We start from the raw sequence: 15,930 nt of genomic DNA on the forward strand, positions 1-15,930 counted from the left end.
AGCCATAGGAGCGACCGGATGAGCGGACCGATTGTCCAGACCCTGACGCCTACGACCCACGATCTCGGCCAGTTCGAGGTCAGGCGCGTGCTGCCTTCGAGGGCGCGCACCATGATCGGCCCCTTCATCTTCGTCGACGAGTTCGGCCCCGCACATCTCGATCAGGGCGCGGGCATGGATGTGCGCCCGCACCCGCATATCAATCTGGCGACCGTCACCTGGCTGTTCGAGGGGGCGATCGATCATCGCGACAGCCTCGGCACCTTCTCCACGATCCGGCCCGGCGCGGTCAATCTGATGACGGCGGGCCGCGGCATCGTCCATTCCGAGCGCAGCCCGCAGGATGAACGCAACGATGGCCCACGCCTGTTCGGCATGCAGACCTGGCTTGCCCTGCCCGACGGGCGCGAAGAAGTGGATCCGGCCTTCGAAACCCGCTCCGATCTGCCGGTGATCGAGGATGGACGCGCCTGCGCCCGCATCATTATGGGCGAATTGTGGGACGAGCGCGCGCCCACTACGACCCATTCCGAAACGATCTACGCCGAAATCGATCTCGCGCCGGGCGGCACGATCCCGATCGACAGCGAAGCCGACGAACGTGCGGTGATGCTGGTCGATGGCCAGGCGAAGGCCGACAGCGTCGAACTCGAAAAATACCGGCTCTACGTGCTCGCGCCCGGGCGCGATGTTGCGCTGGCATCCGAAAAAGGCGCGAAAGTCATGCTGCTGGGCGGCGAAGCCTTTGCTAGCGAACGCCATGTCTGGTGGAACTTCGTCAGTTCGAGCAAGGACCGCATCATGCAGGCCCGCGACGACTGGCGGCAGGAGCGTTTCCCCAGCGTCCCCGGCGATGATGAAGAGCGCATTCCGATCCCCGAAGGCCAACCCAAGACAGTGAGCTATCCTTGACCGAAAAGAACACAGCCCCGACCGTATGGATCACCGGCGCATCGAGCGGCATCGGCCGCGCACTGGCGCATGAATGGGGCGAGCGCGGCGCCCGCCTGATCCTCTCTGGCCGCGATTTGCAACGCCTCTCCTCGGTCGCCGACCGCACCGGAGCCGATGCGATTACCGTACCGTTCGACGTGCGCGACACCGAGGCGATGCAACGCGGGATCGAACGTGCGCTCAAATGGGCCGGGCGGATCGACGTGCTGGTCAACAATGCCGGAATTTCACAGCGCAGCCTTGCGCTCGAGACCTCGATGGAAGTCTATCGCCAGATCATCGAGATCGACCTGCTCGCCCAGATCGAGCTTACCCAGACGCTGCTCCCCAAACTGGTCGAACAGGGCGGCGGGAAACTCGTCTTCATCTCCTCGATCGCCGGCAAGGTCGGGGTACCGCTGCGCACGGCTTATTCGGCCGCGAAATTCGGCCTGATCGGCTATGCCGACGCATTGCGCGCCGAAGTAAAACAGCACGGGATCGACGTGCACGTAATCGCGCCCGGATCGGTCGCAACCGATGTTTCGAAAAACGCGCTCGGTGCCGATGCCAAACCGCGCGGCTTCAGCGACCAGGCGATCGATGATGGCATGCCCGCGAGCAAGGCCGCGCGCGAGATCGTCGATGCCGTCGAGGCCGGTGTGCGCGAGACGATCGTCTCCGACGGGGTCGAGCGCAAGATGGGCGAACTGACCCAGACTCCGGAGATGGTGTTCGATCGCATGGCCGAGCTAATGGAAGAAGGCTACGCCGAAAAGCTTGGCGCTGCGAAAGGCGAATGATGGAACAGACCCGCGTAACCCTGGCGAACGGGATCGAACTCGATGTGGTCGATACCGGCGTCCCCGAAGGCTCGGCCGACGATGCCGAGACCCTGATCTTTCTCCACGGCTTCCCCGAAAGCCACCGCACCTGGCGCCACCAGCTCGCGCATTTCAAGGATCGCTATCGCTGCATCGCGCCCGATCAGCGCGGCTATCGCGGGTCGTCCAAACCGCAGGAAGTCGAAGCCTATACGCCCGACAAGCTGATCGGCGACGTCTTCGCCCTCGCCGATGCGCTCGGCGTCGATAAATTCACCGTGGTCGGCCACGATTGGGGCGGCGCGATTGCCTGGGGCACGGCCTATTGGGGCCAGGCCAATGGCCGCGTACCGCGCGCGATCATCGCCAATGCGCCGCATCCCACGGTGTTCCAGAAGCTGCTCTACCTCGACGAGGGCCAGCGCGCTTCGAGCCAGTATATGCGCGGCTTCCGCGACACCGATAACGACGCGCTGGTGCGCGAACACGGGTTGGTCGGCATCCTGATGAAGGAGGTCAAATGGGACCGGCCTTCACAGATGGAGCAGGAGGAACGCGACGCGCTGCTCGAAGACTGGCAGGATCGCGACGCCGCCTTCGGCATGCTGAACTGGTATCGCGCCAGCCCGGTCGATGTGCCCCCGATGGACGCCCCCTACGCAATTCCCGACGATTATACGCCGCCGCCGCTGCCCCAGCTCGAGATTCCGACGCTGGTGATCTGGGCGATGGACGACCTCGCTCTGCCCCCGCAGAATGTCGAGGGACTGGTCGATCACATCACCGACCTGACCGTCGAGCAGGTGCCCGATTGCGGTCACTTCGTGCCGTGGGAAGCGCCCGACGCTGTGAATTCGGCGATCGACACATTCCTGGAGAGAACCTCCGCCTAATGGAGCGGAGTGGGCAGCAGCCTCACACCAGCCACTCGATCCACGCGCCGTGCGGGTGGGCGTTGGCGAGATGCACTTCCTCTTCGCCGCCCGGCCAGTAGCGGACCCGACATTCGTGCTGGTGCGTATCGCGATTGGCCTCGACCGAAATCCACGCGATCGGGGCGTCCTTCGTCGCCTTCGCGCCAGCCGCTTCCATCGCCCCGGTGATCCGCGCTTTGGTATCTTCGGGCAGATATTGCCACATCACCGAATGCATCAGCACCAGCGTCTCTTTGCTGTGGCGCGGAGCGGCGACCTGCGCATCGACGAAATCGGCGGCATCGGCCTGCACCAGCCCCGGCGGGCTTTCGGCAGCGCTGGCGATCACCCGGTCGATCCGCATCAGCCGCTCGGAAAATTCGGGCCAGACATAGGCCTTGAGGCGCGACTGCTCGGCCGGATCGGTCAAGTCGATCGGTGCAATGTCGCAGCCGACAGGGCGCCGCAACGTGATCTCGCAGTCGGGGGGCGCTTCGCCGCGCCATTCGGGCGACAGATCGATCACCGGCGTGCGTCGACCGAAATGTACGCCGCCCAGATTGTAACCGAACCGCCGGATCATCAGGTTCGCACCCGCGCTCGATCCGATCTCGAACGGCGCAAAGGTGGCCGGCAGCCCGCAATCGGCCAGCCACAGCATCGCAGCTATGAAACTCGCCGAGCGCGCAACCTCGTTGGTCTGCGGCGGACTGTCGAGCCACGGCATCAGCACCGCCTCGTGTCGTTCGATCACCTCGGCGAGCAGATCGGCGACATCCGACACCCGCTTTCTGGTGTAGAGCGGCGCGAGATCGGGTTCGTCGCCCGACAGATGCAGCGCATGGAGTCCGCCCGCGACCCGCAAGGGCAGCGCATCCGCCAGCGGCGGCCCCGCCCAGCGCCGCACCCGCTCCATCATCATTCCGCCGCGATCCGAGTCAAGCAGGCCGTAGAGCCCCTCGCACACGCTGGCGGTGATCTCGGCGGCGCTCGAACGGCAATAGGCGACCTGGTTCTCGAACGCGGTCGCCACCGCTTCCTTGCCGGTCGCGTCGATATCGATCTGGCGGTATTGAGCGTCCATTCACCCTCCTTGTCGCTGCGGGCATGCTGGCCTACATGGCCGCAAACCTTCGGTGCCGACATAGCCCCGCACCGCCCGAATTTCGAGGATTGCATATGAATGCCCGCTCAACCGCCCGCTCCGCCGCCCGACTTGGCGCGGTTCAGGCGCTTTACCAGCACCAGATGGAAGGCACCGCCCAGGCGCGCCTGCTCGACGAATTCCACCATCACCGCCTTGGCCAGGTGATCGAGGAAGAGGAATATGCCGAAGCCGATGTCGATTTCTTCGACGACATCGTCGGCGGCGTGATCGCACGCAAGGACGAGATCGACGCGAAGCTGGTCGAGAAGCTCGCCGATGGCTGGACCCTCGCCCGGCTCGACAAGACCATGCTGCAGATCCTGCGCTGCGGCACATACGAACTCATGGCCCGCGCCGACGTACCTACGGGCACCGCGATCGGCGAGTATATCGACGTCGCCAAGGCGTTCTTCGACGACCGCGAGGCGAAGTTCGTCAATGGCGTGCTGGATGCGGTCGGCAAGGATGTCCGCAGTTAGCGGCGAGTTCGACTTCATCGCGGGGCTCCGCGCCCTCGCTACAAACCCCGCGGCGCGCGGGTTGAACGACGATGTAGCGGCGCTGGAGATCGGCGGCGAAACGCTGGTCCTTACGCAGGACACGCTGGTCGATGGCGTTCACGTGCTCGACGGTTCCGATCCGACGGACATCGCGTGGAAGCTCGTCGCAGCGAACCTTTCCGACCTTGCCGCCAAGGGTGCCCAGCCGATCGGCATGCTTCTCTCGCATGCGATGGGCTTTGACGATGCACGGTTCCTGTCGGGCCTGAAAGAGGCGATCGAAGCATTCGGCGCTCCGCTTTTGGGAGGCGATACGGTCGCGATGCCCGAAGGATCCGCGCGCAGCTGGACTCTCACCGCCATCGGTCGCGCAACGCATCTGCCCGTGCCGGGGCGCGATGGTGCGAGCGCGGGTGACGGGATTTACATTACAGGCCAGCTAGGTGCCGCTCTGATAGGGTTCGAAGCCCTGCGCGACGGCAGCGACGAAGACAGCACCGCCTATCGCCGTCCGCAGCCCAGACTCGCCGAGGGACAGGCCCTCGCCCCGCTCGTTTCGGCGATGATGGATATCTCGGACGGGCTGCTGCTCGACGCCTGGCGAATGGGTAGTGCGAGTGGCGTGACCATGGCGATCGATAGCAATTCTATCCCGATTGCGATACCGGAAGCGCGCCGCGACGAAGCCCTGCGCTGGGGCGACGATTACGAGCTGCTGTTCACGGCCCCCGATGGCACGAGTTTCCCCTGCAAGGTCCATCGCATTGGGACCGTCGAGCGTGGCGCACATGCGCTCGCGCTCGATGGCGAGGCTGTCCACTCTCCCGACGGGCTCGGCTACCAGCACTGACGCGGCGCCCCTGCGGGAACGTCGACCAAGTCAGAGCGCGCTGCAATCCACGCCGCGTTTTTCGAGGATCGGCTTCATCTCGTAGTAGGCATATTTGGTCCGGTGGTTCGGAATGCCCGGATAGAGGTGATGGACGACGTGATACTGCATTCCCATCGACATCCAGTGGCCGAACCAGCTGCGGCCGAACCAGGTGCGGAACACGCGTGTGTTCTCATAGCGTCCGTGCCCGTCGCGCGGATGGTGCGGGGCCCAGCTCAGCCAGAAGCGGATGTAGCTGAGGCCGATATGGCGCGGTAGCCACCACAGCAGTGCGGCTTCGATGGCATAGCCGCGCCACGCCATGGTGAAGAAGAACGCCATCGCGAACAATTGCAGCAGCATCGTGTCGCGCAGCGCCTTGCGTGCGCCGCTGGTGCCGATCCGCTCGAGCACGCGCTTGTAATGGTGGATCGATCCGTCTGCGCCTGGCTGGCGATTGAGCCAGGTCTTGATCCAGGCCTTGAACGCGCTGGGCGCTTCGTCGGTGTAATCCGGATCGTTTTCGGGATGGTTGCAGTGGTAGTGGTGATGTAGGTGCATCATCCGCGCCATCGAGAACGGGAAGATCAGGATGATCGTGCTGATCTCGCCCACCAGCTCGTTCCAGAAACGATACTTCGTGCCGCGCCGCCCGATATTGTCGTGCATCGCTTCGTGGCTGACGATGTAGCCGCCGGCGGCGAACACGCAGCTGGCGATGAAACACGGCCAGAGCGGGATGATGTTCATCATCGTCAGCGGGAAGAACGCGATCCAGGCCGCGAAGCACGCGATCGTGATGACGGTGTAGATCCGCATCTGCTCGGGCGTCGACATGTATTTCTTCGCGATCGCCTGCTCCTGCTTGCGGAGCGTGGTTCGCGTATGCTTGTCGAGCCCGTCGCCTTCCCCCAGCGGGATCGCGGGGCGCGATACAGTGTCGCCCTGCGCCGGCTCGTACAGCGCGGTGCTGTCCGCGGGCCGCAGCTTCATGACGTCGGTTACACGATCCATCAGACCCACCTCCCCCGCAATGTCGCGTACAGCCCCCACGGCGCGCCGATGAGCAGGCCGAAGGTGATCAGCGAAAGACCCCACGGCGCTTCCCACCCGAAACGGGCCATGCTTTGCGCGATGAGGGGCGCGATGAAGCCGATCCCGAACAGGAATGGCATCACGTAGAATAGCTGTTTGATGGCGGTCTGCATGGCCGTTAACCTAAAATAAACCATAAAGACGTGCAAGTTTCCGCTGGTTGTGCGCGTTAACCTTCTTGCTGAGCGCGGCATTTGCGCCACGCGCGAAAACAGCGAACCGCTTGCCAGCCGCCGGGCGCGCGATATACCTTCGTCATTGCGAACTGGTCTCGTCCGGGAAGTCGTGACCTGTTTACAAGCGCATATAAGCAACAGGGGGAGCGCTACTCGTGACACTCGTAACCATATCAATTCTATTGGGGCTGCTGGCCGTCGTGTACGGCTTCATCACCAGCCGCCAAGTGCTTGGCGCCGGCGCGGGCAACGAACGCATGCAGGAGATTGCCGGCGCGATCCAGGAGGGCGCGCAAGCCTATCTGAAGCGCCAATACACCACCATCGCCATCGTCGGCGTGGTCGTCGCCGTGCTCGTCTACGTTTTCCTCGGGGTCATCCCCACGATCGGCTTCGTGCTCGGTGCGATCCTCTCGGGCGTGGCGGGCTTCATCGGGATGAACATCTCGGTCCGCGCGAACGTTCGCACTGCCGCCGCCGCGCAAAGCGGGCTGCAGCAGGGCTTGACCCTCGCCTTCCGTGCAGGTGCGATCACCGGCATGCTGGTGGCGGGCCTCGCCCTCCTAGCGATCGCGGTATTCTACTGGTATCTGACCGACATCGCCGGATATGCAGCGAATGATCGCCATGTGATCGACGGTCTGGTCGGCCTCGCCTTCGGTGCCTCGCTCATCTCGATCTTCGCGCGCCTTGGCGGCGGGATCTTCACCAAGGCGGCCGATGTCGGCGCCGATCTCGTTGGCAAGGTCGAAGCGGGGATTCCCGAAGACGATCCCCGCAACCCGGCCGTGATCGCGGACAATGTCGGCGACAATGTCGGCGATTGCGCGGGCATGGCGGCCGACCTGTTCGAAACCTATGTCGTGACCGTGGGCGCCACCATGGTGCTCACCGCGCTGCTGTTCGGCGAACGCCTTGGCGTGCTGCTCGAACCGATGATGGCGTTGCCGCTGCTGATCGGCGGCGCGTGCATCGTGACCTCGATCATTGGCACCTATGCGGTCAAGCTTTCCAAGGGCAAGACCAACGTCATGGGCGCAATGTACAAGGGGTTTGCGGTCACCGCGATCCTCGCCATTCCGCTGATCTGGTTCGTGATCGATTACGCGCTCGGCGGGATCGGCACTGAGATCGGCGCTACGGCCGCCAGTATCGACGGTGGGGCTCCGCTGGCCGAGGAAGGCACCGCCGCTCAGGTCGTGTCCTTCACCGGATGGGACCTGTTCTGGTGCTCGGTCATCGGCATCGCGATCACCTTCCTGATCATCTGGATCACGGAATATTACACCGGCACCAATTTCCGCCCGGTGAAATCGATCGCCAAGGCCAGCGAGACCGGACACGGCACCAACGTGATCCAGGGCCTCGCCATCAGCCTTGAATCGACTGCCCTGCCCACGCTGGTGATCGTGGCGGGCATCGTGTCCACCTTCCAGATCGCCGGGCTCATGGGCATCGCCTATGCCGCCACCGCGATGCTGGCGCTAGCGGGCATGGTCGTGGCGCTAGATGCCTATGGTCCGGTCACCGACAATGCCGGCGGGATCGCCGAAATGGCAGGTCTCGACGATAGCGTGCGAGAGAAGACCGACCTGCTCGACGCGGTGGGCAACACCACCAAGGCGGTGACCAAGGGCTATGCGATCGGATCGGCGGGTCTCGCCGCGCTGGTCCTGTTCGCGGCCTACACCACCGACCTCGCCGAGTTCTTCCCCGGAGCCGACGTCGATTTCAGCCTCGAGAACCCCTACGTGATCGTGGGACTGCTGCTCGGCGCACTGCTCCCGTACCTGTTCGGTGCGATGGGCATGACCGCCGTGGGCCGTGCGGCAGGTGACGTGGTCAAGGACGTGCGCGAGCAGTTCGCGGCCGATCCCGGCATCATGGAAGGCACCAGCAAGCCGGACTACGCCAAGACGGTCGATCTGGTGACGAAGGCGGCGATCAAGGAGATGATCATCCCCTCGCTGCTGCCGATCTTCGCTCCGCTGGCGACCTATTTCGTGATCACCATGATCGCGGGCCAGGAAAACGGCTTCGCAGCACTGGGTGCGCTGCTGCTCGGCGTAATCGTCGGCGGGCTGTTCGTGGCGCTCTCGATGACCGCCGGTGGCGGTGCATGGGACAATGCCAAGAAGTACATCGAGGACGGCAATCACGGCGGCAAGGGCTCCGACGCCCACCACGCCGCGGTGACGGGCGATACGGTGGGGGATCCTTACAAGGACACCGCCGGACCGGCCGTGAACCCGATGATCAAGATCACCAATATCGTCGCGCTGCTTCTTCTCGCAGCGCTGGCGGTGTAACTTGATCGCCTAGCGACCGCCTTGCGGTTACAGAAGGCCCCGCCGGAGCGATCCGGCGGGGCTTTTCTATTCTGCCAGCGCGGCGAGCACATCGCGCGTAAAGGCCTCGATATCGAAGCGTTTGCCGGTCGGGTCTTCTCCGCGCCGCACGATCACAACGTTGCGGCTCGGCACGATCACGACATATTGCCCGCGATTGCCCATCGCCGCGAAGGTATCGGACGGCACGCCGTCACTCTTGTTCAGCAGCCAGAACCCCGCCCCATACCCGAACGGACCTTCGGGCTGCGGACCGGAAGGGCTGGAGACGTATTCAACCCAGCCTTCGGGCAACAGGCGCTCACCCGACGGCAGCACGCCATCGTCGAGATAGAGCTGACCGAGCTTCGCCAGATCGCGCGTGGTGGACCAGACCTGGCTGGAGAGGATATAGTCAGCACCCCAGTCGGTCTCGGCGACGGTGCCTGTCATCCCGATATCGGCGAACAGATCGGCCGCGTCGTAGCTATCGAAACTGTCCTCGATCGCCTTGACTGCCATCAGCGTGTCGTTGTTGGCATAGCGGAACACGGTGCCCGGCTCATGCAGCAATGGCCATCCCGTCGCGCTCTCGGCCACCAAAGCACCACCCATGTAAAGCGGATCGGTACGGTTACCCGGGGTGTCCGAATAGCGGCCCGAGGTCATACGCAGCAAATTGTCGATCGTGATCTCGCGACGCGCGTCCCACCGCCACTGGTCATAGGCAAGTCCTTGATCCGTCCTCGCCTCGCCCCTCTCGACCGCAGCGCCGATCAGCGTCGCGGCGATGCTCTTGGCGACGGACCACGTGCGCTGCGGCGTGTCCGGACCGAAGCCCTCCCTATATGCCTCGGATGGAGCGCCATTCGCACTGACCAGCACCGCAGTCGTGCGCGATCCTGCGCCGTAGGTGCCGTCCATCGCCGCCAGAAAGATAGGGGCCAGTGGCGCATCGGCGGCCAGGGTAGAACTCGCCACGGGCATTGCCGCGTCGGCGCGTGACGGCGCAGGAGGCGGTGGATTGGCCTCACCCGGGCGCGACGGCACCCGCATTTCAGGCATGTTTGGCGTCAGACCGATTGGGGCAAGTCGACAACCTCCGCGGTGCGACGCTTCGGCAAAGCGCGGCGGCATGTCGTCCTCCCACGGCACTTCTACAATCGCCAGTCGTCCGTCCGCATCGGGATAGAGGCTGTATTCGAGCGTATCGATGATCGGAGCGATCCGTTCGTAGACGCCCGTCAGTTCCCATTCCATCACGCTTTCGGGGGTACGCGTCGCGCCGTTGCGCTCGGCATTGGCGATCGCACTGCACAGGAACAAGGCCTTGTAGCCCGCGGCCAGTGCGCGGTCGTAACGCGCGTCGAGCTGTTCCTGCTGGGAGTGCGCCTGCACCGGCAGGGCGAGCGGGGTGCAGGTGGCCAGGAGCGCGGCGGCGAAGAGTTTTCTGGTCATACAGGGCAGTCTGCCGTGCCGATCCACAACGCGCAAAGAAAAAGGGCCAGGCGTCGCCGCCCGGCCCTTTCACTGTCTGATGCGAAGCGCTTACGCGTCTTCGAAATCGGTTTCTTCGTTCATCGCCGGGCCGCTGTCCTGGCCCTTGGCGTCTTCGTCGCGATCGACGAATTCGATGATCGCGATCGGGGCGCTGTCGCTGGCGCGGATGCCGGCCTTGACGATGCGCGTGTAGCCGCCGTCACGATCCGAATAACGATCCGCCAGAGTGTCGAACAGCTTCTTCACCTGGGTCTCGTCGCCCATCCGGCTCATCGCGAGGCGGCGGTTGGAAAGGCCGCCGCGCTTGGCCAGCGTGACCAGCTTTTCGACGTAGGGACGCAGTTCCTTGGCCTTCGGCACCGTGGTGGTGATCTGCTCGTGCTTGATGAGCGCAACCGCCATGTTGCGGAACAGGGCCTTGCGGTGGCCCGACTTGCGCGAAAGCTTACGCTGAGAAATTCCGTGACGCATATATATTTCCTTCGTTCGAAAAGGGCCCGTTCGAGGTAGCCCAGTGCCGGCGGCGCTTGGGGTGCGCCGCCCTGACCCTGATTAGCCGAGCAGCTCTTGTTCGAGCTTCTTGGCCATTTCTTCGATGTTCTCCGGCGGCCAGCCAGGGATGTCCATCCCGAGGCGGAGACCCATGCTGGAGAGCACTTCCTTGATCTCGTTGAGCGACTTGCGGCCGAAGTTCGGCGTGCGCAGCATCTCGGCTTCGGTCTTCTGGACCAAGTCGCCGATATAGATGATGTTGTCGTTCTTGAGGCAGTTGGCCGAACGCACCGACAGTTCCAGCTCATCGACCTTCTTGAGGAGGTAACGGTTGAGCTGGTTGGTGTCGCTTTCTTCCGGCTGCGCCGACTGGCCGATCATGCCCGGCTGCGGCTGCGGAATACCGTCTTCGAAGTGGACGAAGAGGGTCAGCTGGTCCTGCAGGATGCGGGCCGCATAGGCGATCGCATCTTCGGGAGCGACGGTGCCGTCGGTCTCGATCGTCAGGCTCAGCTTGTCGAAGTCGAGTTCCTGCCCAACGCGGGCGTTCTCGACTTTGTAGCTGACCTGGCGAACCGGCGAATAGAGGCTGTCGACAGGGATCAGGCCGATCGGCGCATCGGCCGGACGGTTGGCAACGGCAGGCTTGTAGCCCTTGCCGGTATCAGCCGTCAGTTCCATGTTGAGCGTCGCGCCGTCGTCGAGGTGGCAGATCACGAGATCCTTGTTCATGACCTCGATATCGCCCGACACGGCGATGTCGCCCGCCTTCACTTCGCCGGGGCCGGTGGCCGAAAGCTGCAGACGCTTGGCGCCCTCGCCTTCCATCTTGAGTGCGATCTGCTTCACGTTGAGCACGATGTCGGTGACATCTTCGCGCACGCCGGCGAGCGACGAGAATTCATGCAGCACATTCTCGATCTTGATCGAGGTGATCGCAGCGCCCTGAAGGCTCGAAAGGAGCACGCGACGCAGCGCGTTGCCGAGCGTCAGGCCATAGCCGCGCTCGAGCGGTTCGGCGATGAAGGTCGCCTTGCGCTTCTTATCGCTGCCTTCCTTGACTTCGAGTTGACCGGGCTTCTTGAGTTCCTGCCAGTTCTTGGTGTTGACGGACATCGGGTTCCCCTTGGGATTTGATTCTGGCGCGGAAACGGCCGCCTGTGCATCTGCACCGCGGCCGATCCGAATTGATTGGCGGGTCGCCCCACCGGTAACTCAGGTCAGACGCGGCGGCGCTTGGAAGGACGCACCCCGTTGTGCGGGATCGGCGTCACGTCGCGGATCGAGGTGATGGTGAAGCCCACCGCCTGCAGCGCCCGCAGCGCACTTTCGCGACCCGAGCCCGGGCCCTTGATTTCGACTTCCAGCGTGCGGACGCCGTGTTCGGCGGCCTTCTTGCCGGCATCGTCCGCCGCGACCTGCGCAGCGTAGGGCGTGGACTTGCGGCTGCCCTTGAAGCCCATCATGCCGGCCGACGACCAGCTGATCGCGTTGCCCTGGGCATCGGTGATCGTGATCATCGTGTTGTTGAAGCTGGCGTTTACGTGCGCGACGCCGCTGGAGATGTTTTTCCGCTCGCGGCGCTTAATGCGTCCTGGTTCGCGTGCCATGTGTGATTCCTGTGTCTCTTAGATAGGAAGGAAAACCGCTGCCGCCAGTGGTGGCGGCGAAGCAGCTTACTTCTTCTTGCCGGCGATCGGCTTCGCCTTGCCCTTGCGAGTGCGCGCATTGGTATGCGTGCGCTGGCCACGGACGGGAAGCTGGTTACGATGACGCAGCCCGCGATAGGACCGGAGGTCCATCAGGCGCTTGATGTTCATCGCGGTGTTGCGACGCAGGTCGCCTTCCACGGTATAGTCGGAATCGATCGTTTCGCGGATCTGCAGGATTTCCTGATCGGTCAGGTCCTGCACACGCGCGGTGTGATCGATGCCCAGCTTGTCGGCGATTTTCACGGCGGCAGTGCGGCCGATTCCGTGAATGTAGGTGAGCGCGATGATCACGCGCTTGTTCGTGGGGATGTTGACCCCGGCAATACGAGCCACTTACTTCTCCATGCTCCACAGGGGCTTGGCGTCTTAGCGTGCCCCTATCTCAACGCTCTTTTTACACACGCGACGGGCTGAAAATACAAAAGCCCGACTGTCGGCACCAATCGGTGGAGCCAGCCGGACATGATTGAAACCTGTCGGTGTGAACGGCGCGCTTAATGCGATTCGCGCACCATGTCAACGCAGCGCAGGCGCGCAGCGCGGCGCAGCGGCCATGGCCACCTTCCTTCGCCTTCGTTGTCGCTTGTATCTGGAGGCGCCCGCCGCGTCAAAAAGCGCGCCCTGCCCGAGCGCAGAGCTCAGCGTTGCGGCTCTGGCGTATCCCCAAACGCCTCGCCGAAATCGGCGTCCTTGTCGTCGGCATCGTCTGCGCTTTCTTCCGTCGCTTTGGGCTTCTCGGCTGAACCGGATTTGCCCACCGCCTCCAGAGCCGCCTTCGCCAGGCTATTGCCCTGCTCCACGATAACCCGATCGACCGCCGGTGCGATCGTGCCGGGCGCGGTGCGAAAATTGCCGCTCACCGCATACTCGACGCTGATCGTTGTGCCGCCGCCTGCTCGCTCCTTGATGGCGAAGGTCAGTACGCCCATCACCGCTTCCTGCTGAAGCGGGCCGAGGGCGCCATTCAGCCTCAGTCGCACACCCGGTTCGATGTAGATCACCCGTGCGTGCTCAACCCCGAGCTTGTCCGAGATTTCGCAGAAGCACCCGCTCGGAGCGGCCTCGAGCGAGAAGTTCGAAGCGTCACCGGTGAAACTGTGCGCATCGACCCACCAGTCCTTCGGCTCGACCAGCGTACGCCAGACCTGCTCCGGTGAAGCGTCCGTTTCGGCGATATGGATGATCCGGAACCCGCGATCGTCCTGCTGGACCACTGCGGCGTCCGCCGTGGCAGGAACAGCCGTAGCGGCCAAGGCGAGCGAAGCGAGAATCAGGCGCATGGAGATCTCCGAAACTGGGAAACGCACACTAGGCGCACCAGGCGGCCTCGCAAACGATCATTCGCCGCGCAGGATCGCCTCGATCGAGTGGGTTACCGTGTCGATATCCGCCATCCCGTCGACCCGCGAGACAATGCCCCGCTTTTCGTACGGATCGAGAATCGGCGCGGTCTTGGCACGATATTCGGCCATTCGCGTGCGCACGGTTTCCTCGTTGTCGTCCTTGCGACGCTTGAACTCGGTCGAACCGCATTTGTCGCATACGCCCTCCACCTTCGGAGGATTGGCCGTGTCGTGATACAGCGTACCGCATTCGGCGCAGGCGAACCGGCCGACGATACGCTTCACCAGCGCGTCCTCGTCGACCTCGAGCTCGATCACGTGGTCGAGCTTGCGACCACGCTCGGCGAGGAGCATGTCGAGCGCTTCGGCCTGGTCGCCCGTACGCGGAAACCCGTCGAAGATCGCGCCTTGCCCATCGGACATCGCGTCGAGCGCTTCGCCGATCAGCGCAGAAACGATGGCATCGGAGACGAGTTCGCCCCGATCCATCACCTTCTTGGCTTCGACTCCGACCGGTGTCTGCGCCTTGACCGCCGCGCGAAGCATGTCGCCGGTCGACAGCTGCTTCATCCCGTGGCGTTCCTGGATTCGGTGGGACTGAGTCCCCTTGCCTGCGCCCGGAGGCCCCAGAAGTATGATATCCATGATCTGCGTCGTCCTTCGTCGGCGCTAGGTCAGCGAATGCGGCCCTTCAGCTTCGCCTTCTTGATAAGGTCGCCATACTGGTGCGCCAACAGGTGCGACTGGATTTGGCTGACCGTATCCACTGTCACGTTCACAACGATGAGCAGGCTGGTGCCGCCCAGGAAGAACAGCGGCAGGCCGGTCTGCGCGATCACGTATTCCGGCACCGTACAAACGAGCACCAGGTAGATCGCACCCACGACGGTGATCCGCGTCAGGACATAGTCCAGATAATCGGCCGTCCGCTTGCCCGGGCGAATGCCGGGAATGAACCCGCCATTGCGCTTGAGATTGTCCGCCGTTTCTTCCGGGTTGAACACCACTGCGGTGTAGAAGAACGTGAAAAAGATGATCAGCGCCGCATACAGCAGCATGTAGAGCGGTTGACCGTGCTGGAGATATAGCAAGATCGTGCCGAGCGCCCCACCTACACCGCTTTCGGCGTCGAGCTGGTTACCCGCGAACTGCGTGATCGTCAGCGGCAGCAGCAGCAGCGAACTGGCGAAGATGGGCGGGATCACGCCGGCGGTGTTCAGCTTCAGCGGCAGGTGCGAGCGATCCGCCTGCATCATGCCGCGCTGGTTCGCGCGCTTGGGATACTGGATCAGCAAGCGACGCTGGGCGCGCTCCATGAAACAGATGAACAGGATCATCGCGACGATCATCACCAGCAGGCCGATGATGAGGAACGACGAAATCGAACCTTCGCGCGCGCCTTCGAGCATGTTGCCGACAAATTGCGGCATTTGCGCGACGATACCCGCCATGATGATCAGCGACACGCCGTTGCCGATCCCGCGCGAGGTGATCTGTTCACCCAGCCACAGCAGGAACATCGTCCCGCCGATCAGCGAAATCACGGCGCCGACCCGGAACATGATGCCCGGATTCACGACAGCAGCGATACCGTTCGACGCGGCAAACGCCTCGAGCCCGGCAGCAATGAACCAACCCTGGATCGCACACAGGAAGACCGTGCCGTAACGGGTGTACTGGTTGAGCTTCTTGCGCCCCGCTTCACCCTCTTTCTTAAGAGCCATCAGCGAAGGATGCAGCGCCGCGGCCATCTGGATGACGATCGAGGCGGTGATGTAGGGCATGACGCCGAGCGCGATGAGACTCATGCGCTGCAGGCTGCCGCCCGAGAAAGTGTTGAAGATGTCGAGGATGCCGCCCTGGGCGTTCTCGTACAGATTGGCCAGCGCGAGCGGGTTGACCCCCGGCAGCGGCACGAAGCTGAGGAAACGGAAGACGATCAGCGCGCCGATCGTGAACCAGATCCGCTGCTTGAGTTCGGTCGCCTTCGAGAAATTGGCGAAGCTGATACCGCTGGCCATATTGTCGGCGCGTGATGCCATGGGAAACAATTCCTGGTTTTCGCCGGCCCTCCCGGCTTGGACAGGAGAGATAGG

At 63.5% G+C, this 15,930-nt stretch carries 17 protein-coding genes; 6 read left to right on the forward strand and 11 right to left on the reverse strand.

Annotated features, from left to right (window positions below):
• The first annotated feature begins 18 nt into the window (after nt 1-18).
• Genes GRI68_RS07195 through GRI68_RS07205 form a run of 3 tightly spaced genes read left to right on the forward strand, consistent with a single transcriptional unit; the run spans nt 19 to nt 2,650 of the window.
• A complete protein-coding gene (locus GRI68_RS07195; RefSeq protein ID WP_160616621.1) occupies nt 19-912 on the forward strand; it encodes a pirin family protein in 894 nt (297 codons plus the stop codon).
• Nucleotides 909-1,736, forward strand: a complete 828-nt coding sequence (locus tag GRI68_RS07200; RefSeq protein WP_160616622.1) for an SDR family NAD(P)-dependent oxidoreductase — start codon at nt 909-911, stop codon at nt 1,734-1,736. Before GRI68_RS07195 ends, GRI68_RS07200 begins: the two co-directional genes overlap by 4 nt.
• Nucleotides 1,733-2,650: an alpha/beta fold hydrolase gene (locus tag GRI68_RS07205; protein ID WP_160616623.1), complete on the forward strand. Its 918-nt coding sequence runs from the start codon at nt 1,733-1,735 to the stop codon at nt 2,648-2,650. Before GRI68_RS07200 ends, GRI68_RS07205 begins: the two co-directional genes overlap by 4 nt.
• 22 nt (nt 2,651-2,672) lie before the next feature.
• On the opposite strand, the gene GRI68_RS07210 is transcribed toward GRI68_RS07205, so the two are convergent.
• Entirely contained in the window at nt 2,673-3,755 is a 1,083-nt protein-coding gene (locus GRI68_RS07210; RefSeq protein WP_160616624.1) for a DUF2332 domain-containing protein, read from the reverse strand.
• A 95-nt stretch (nt 3,756-3,850) separates the two neighbouring features.
• Here GRI68_RS07210 and nusB point away from each other — a divergent pair, with 95 nt between their 5' ends.
• The gene (nusB, locus tag GRI68_RS07215) at nt 3,851-4,297 is read left to right on the forward strand and encodes a transcription antitermination factor NusB (protein WP_160616625.1); all 447 of its coding nucleotides are present in this window, start codon (nt 3,851-3,853) and stop codon (nt 4,295-4,297) included.
• Nucleotides 4,284-5,168: a thiamine-phosphate kinase gene (gene thiL / locus GRI68_RS07220; RefSeq protein ID WP_160616626.1), complete on the forward strand. Its 885-nt coding sequence runs from the start codon at nt 4,284-4,286 to the stop codon at nt 5,166-5,168. The genes nusB and thiL overlap by 14 nt, the downstream gene beginning before the upstream one ends.
• A gap of 30 nt (nt 5,169-5,198) precedes the next feature.
• Here thiL and GRI68_RS07225 read toward each other — a convergent pair whose 3' ends face one another.
• Nucleotides 5,199-6,203: a fatty acid desaturase gene (locus GRI68_RS07225; protein WP_160616627.1), complete on the reverse strand. Its 1,005-nt coding sequence runs from the start codon at nt 6,201-6,203 to the stop codon at nt 5,199-5,201.
• Nucleotides 6,203-6,397 carry a hypothetical protein gene (locus GRI68_RS07230; RefSeq protein ID WP_160616628.1) on the reverse strand — a complete coding sequence of 65 codons (195 nt, stop codon included), beginning with the start codon at nt 6,395-6,397 and terminating at the stop codon, nt 6,203-6,205. Before GRI68_RS07230 ends, GRI68_RS07225 begins: the two co-directional genes overlap by 1 nt.
• Nucleotides 6,398-6,615: 218 nt before the next feature.
• Here GRI68_RS07230 and GRI68_RS07235 point away from each other — a divergent pair, with 218 nt between their 5' ends.
• Nucleotides 6,616-8,769, forward strand: coding sequence for a sodium-translocating pyrophosphatase (locus GRI68_RS07235; RefSeq protein ID WP_160616629.1), 2,154 nt, complete (start codon nt 6,616-6,618; stop codon nt 8,767-8,769).
• Between the two features lie 66 nt (nt 8,770-8,835).
• Here the strand turns inward: GRI68_RS07235 and GRI68_RS07240 are convergent, their stop codons facing one another.
• The 8 genes from GRI68_RS07240 to secY all read right to left on the reverse strand — a co-directional run bounded on the left by GRI68_RS07240 (nt 8,836) and on the right by secY (nt 15,876).
• Complete coding sequence (locus GRI68_RS07240; protein WP_160616630.1) at nt 8,836-10,245, reverse strand: serine hydrolase domain-containing protein; 1,410 nt, start codon at nt 10,243-10,245, stop codon at nt 8,836-8,838.
• Nucleotides 10,246-10,335: 90 nt separating this feature from the next.
• The gene (gene rplQ, locus GRI68_RS07245; protein WP_160616631.1) at nt 10,336-10,758 is read right to left on the reverse strand and encodes a 50S ribosomal protein L17; all 423 of its coding nucleotides are present in this window, start codon (nt 10,756-10,758) and stop codon (nt 10,336-10,338) included.
• 81 nt (nt 10,759-10,839) lie between these two features.
• Nucleotides 10,840-11,895: a DNA-directed RNA polymerase subunit alpha gene (locus tag GRI68_RS07250; RefSeq protein ID WP_160616632.1), complete on the reverse strand. Its 1,056-nt coding sequence runs from the start codon at nt 11,893-11,895 to the stop codon at nt 10,840-10,842.
• A gap of 104 nt (nt 11,896-11,999) precedes the next feature.
• Nucleotides 12,000-12,389 (reverse strand): 30S ribosomal protein S11, encoded by a 390-nt coding sequence (gene rpsK / locus GRI68_RS07255; RefSeq protein WP_160616633.1) that lies wholly within the window; start codon nt 12,387-12,389, stop codon nt 12,000-12,002.
• A 66-nt stretch (nt 12,390-12,455) separates the two neighbouring features.
• The gene (gene rpsM, locus GRI68_RS07260; RefSeq protein WP_160616634.1) at nt 12,456-12,824 is read right to left on the reverse strand and encodes a 30S ribosomal protein S13; all 369 of its coding nucleotides are present in this window, start codon (nt 12,822-12,824) and stop codon (nt 12,456-12,458) included.
• A gap of 305 nt (nt 12,825-13,129) precedes the next feature.
• Nucleotides 13,130-13,771 (reverse strand): SRPBCC family protein, encoded by a 642-nt coding sequence (locus GRI68_RS07265; RefSeq protein ID WP_160616635.1) that lies wholly within the window; start codon nt 13,769-13,771, stop codon nt 13,130-13,132.
• Between the two features lie 57 nt (nt 13,772-13,828).
• Entirely contained in the window at nt 13,829-14,479 is a 651-nt protein-coding gene (locus tag GRI68_RS07270; RefSeq protein WP_160616636.1) for an adenylate kinase, read from the reverse strand.
• Between the two features lie 29 nt (nt 14,480-14,508).
• Nucleotides 14,509-15,876: a preprotein translocase subunit SecY gene (secY, locus tag GRI68_RS07275; protein ID WP_160616637.1), complete on the reverse strand. Its 1,368-nt coding sequence runs from the start codon at nt 15,874-15,876 to the stop codon at nt 14,509-14,511.
• Nucleotides 15,877-15,930: the final 54 nt, after the last annotated feature.

Origin of the sequence: Alteriqipengyuania halimionae (assembly GCF_009827575.1) — a bacterium.
Lineage (GTDB): Bacteria > Pseudomonadota > Alphaproteobacteria > Sphingomonadales > Sphingomonadaceae > Alteriqipengyuania_A > Alteriqipengyuania_A halimionae.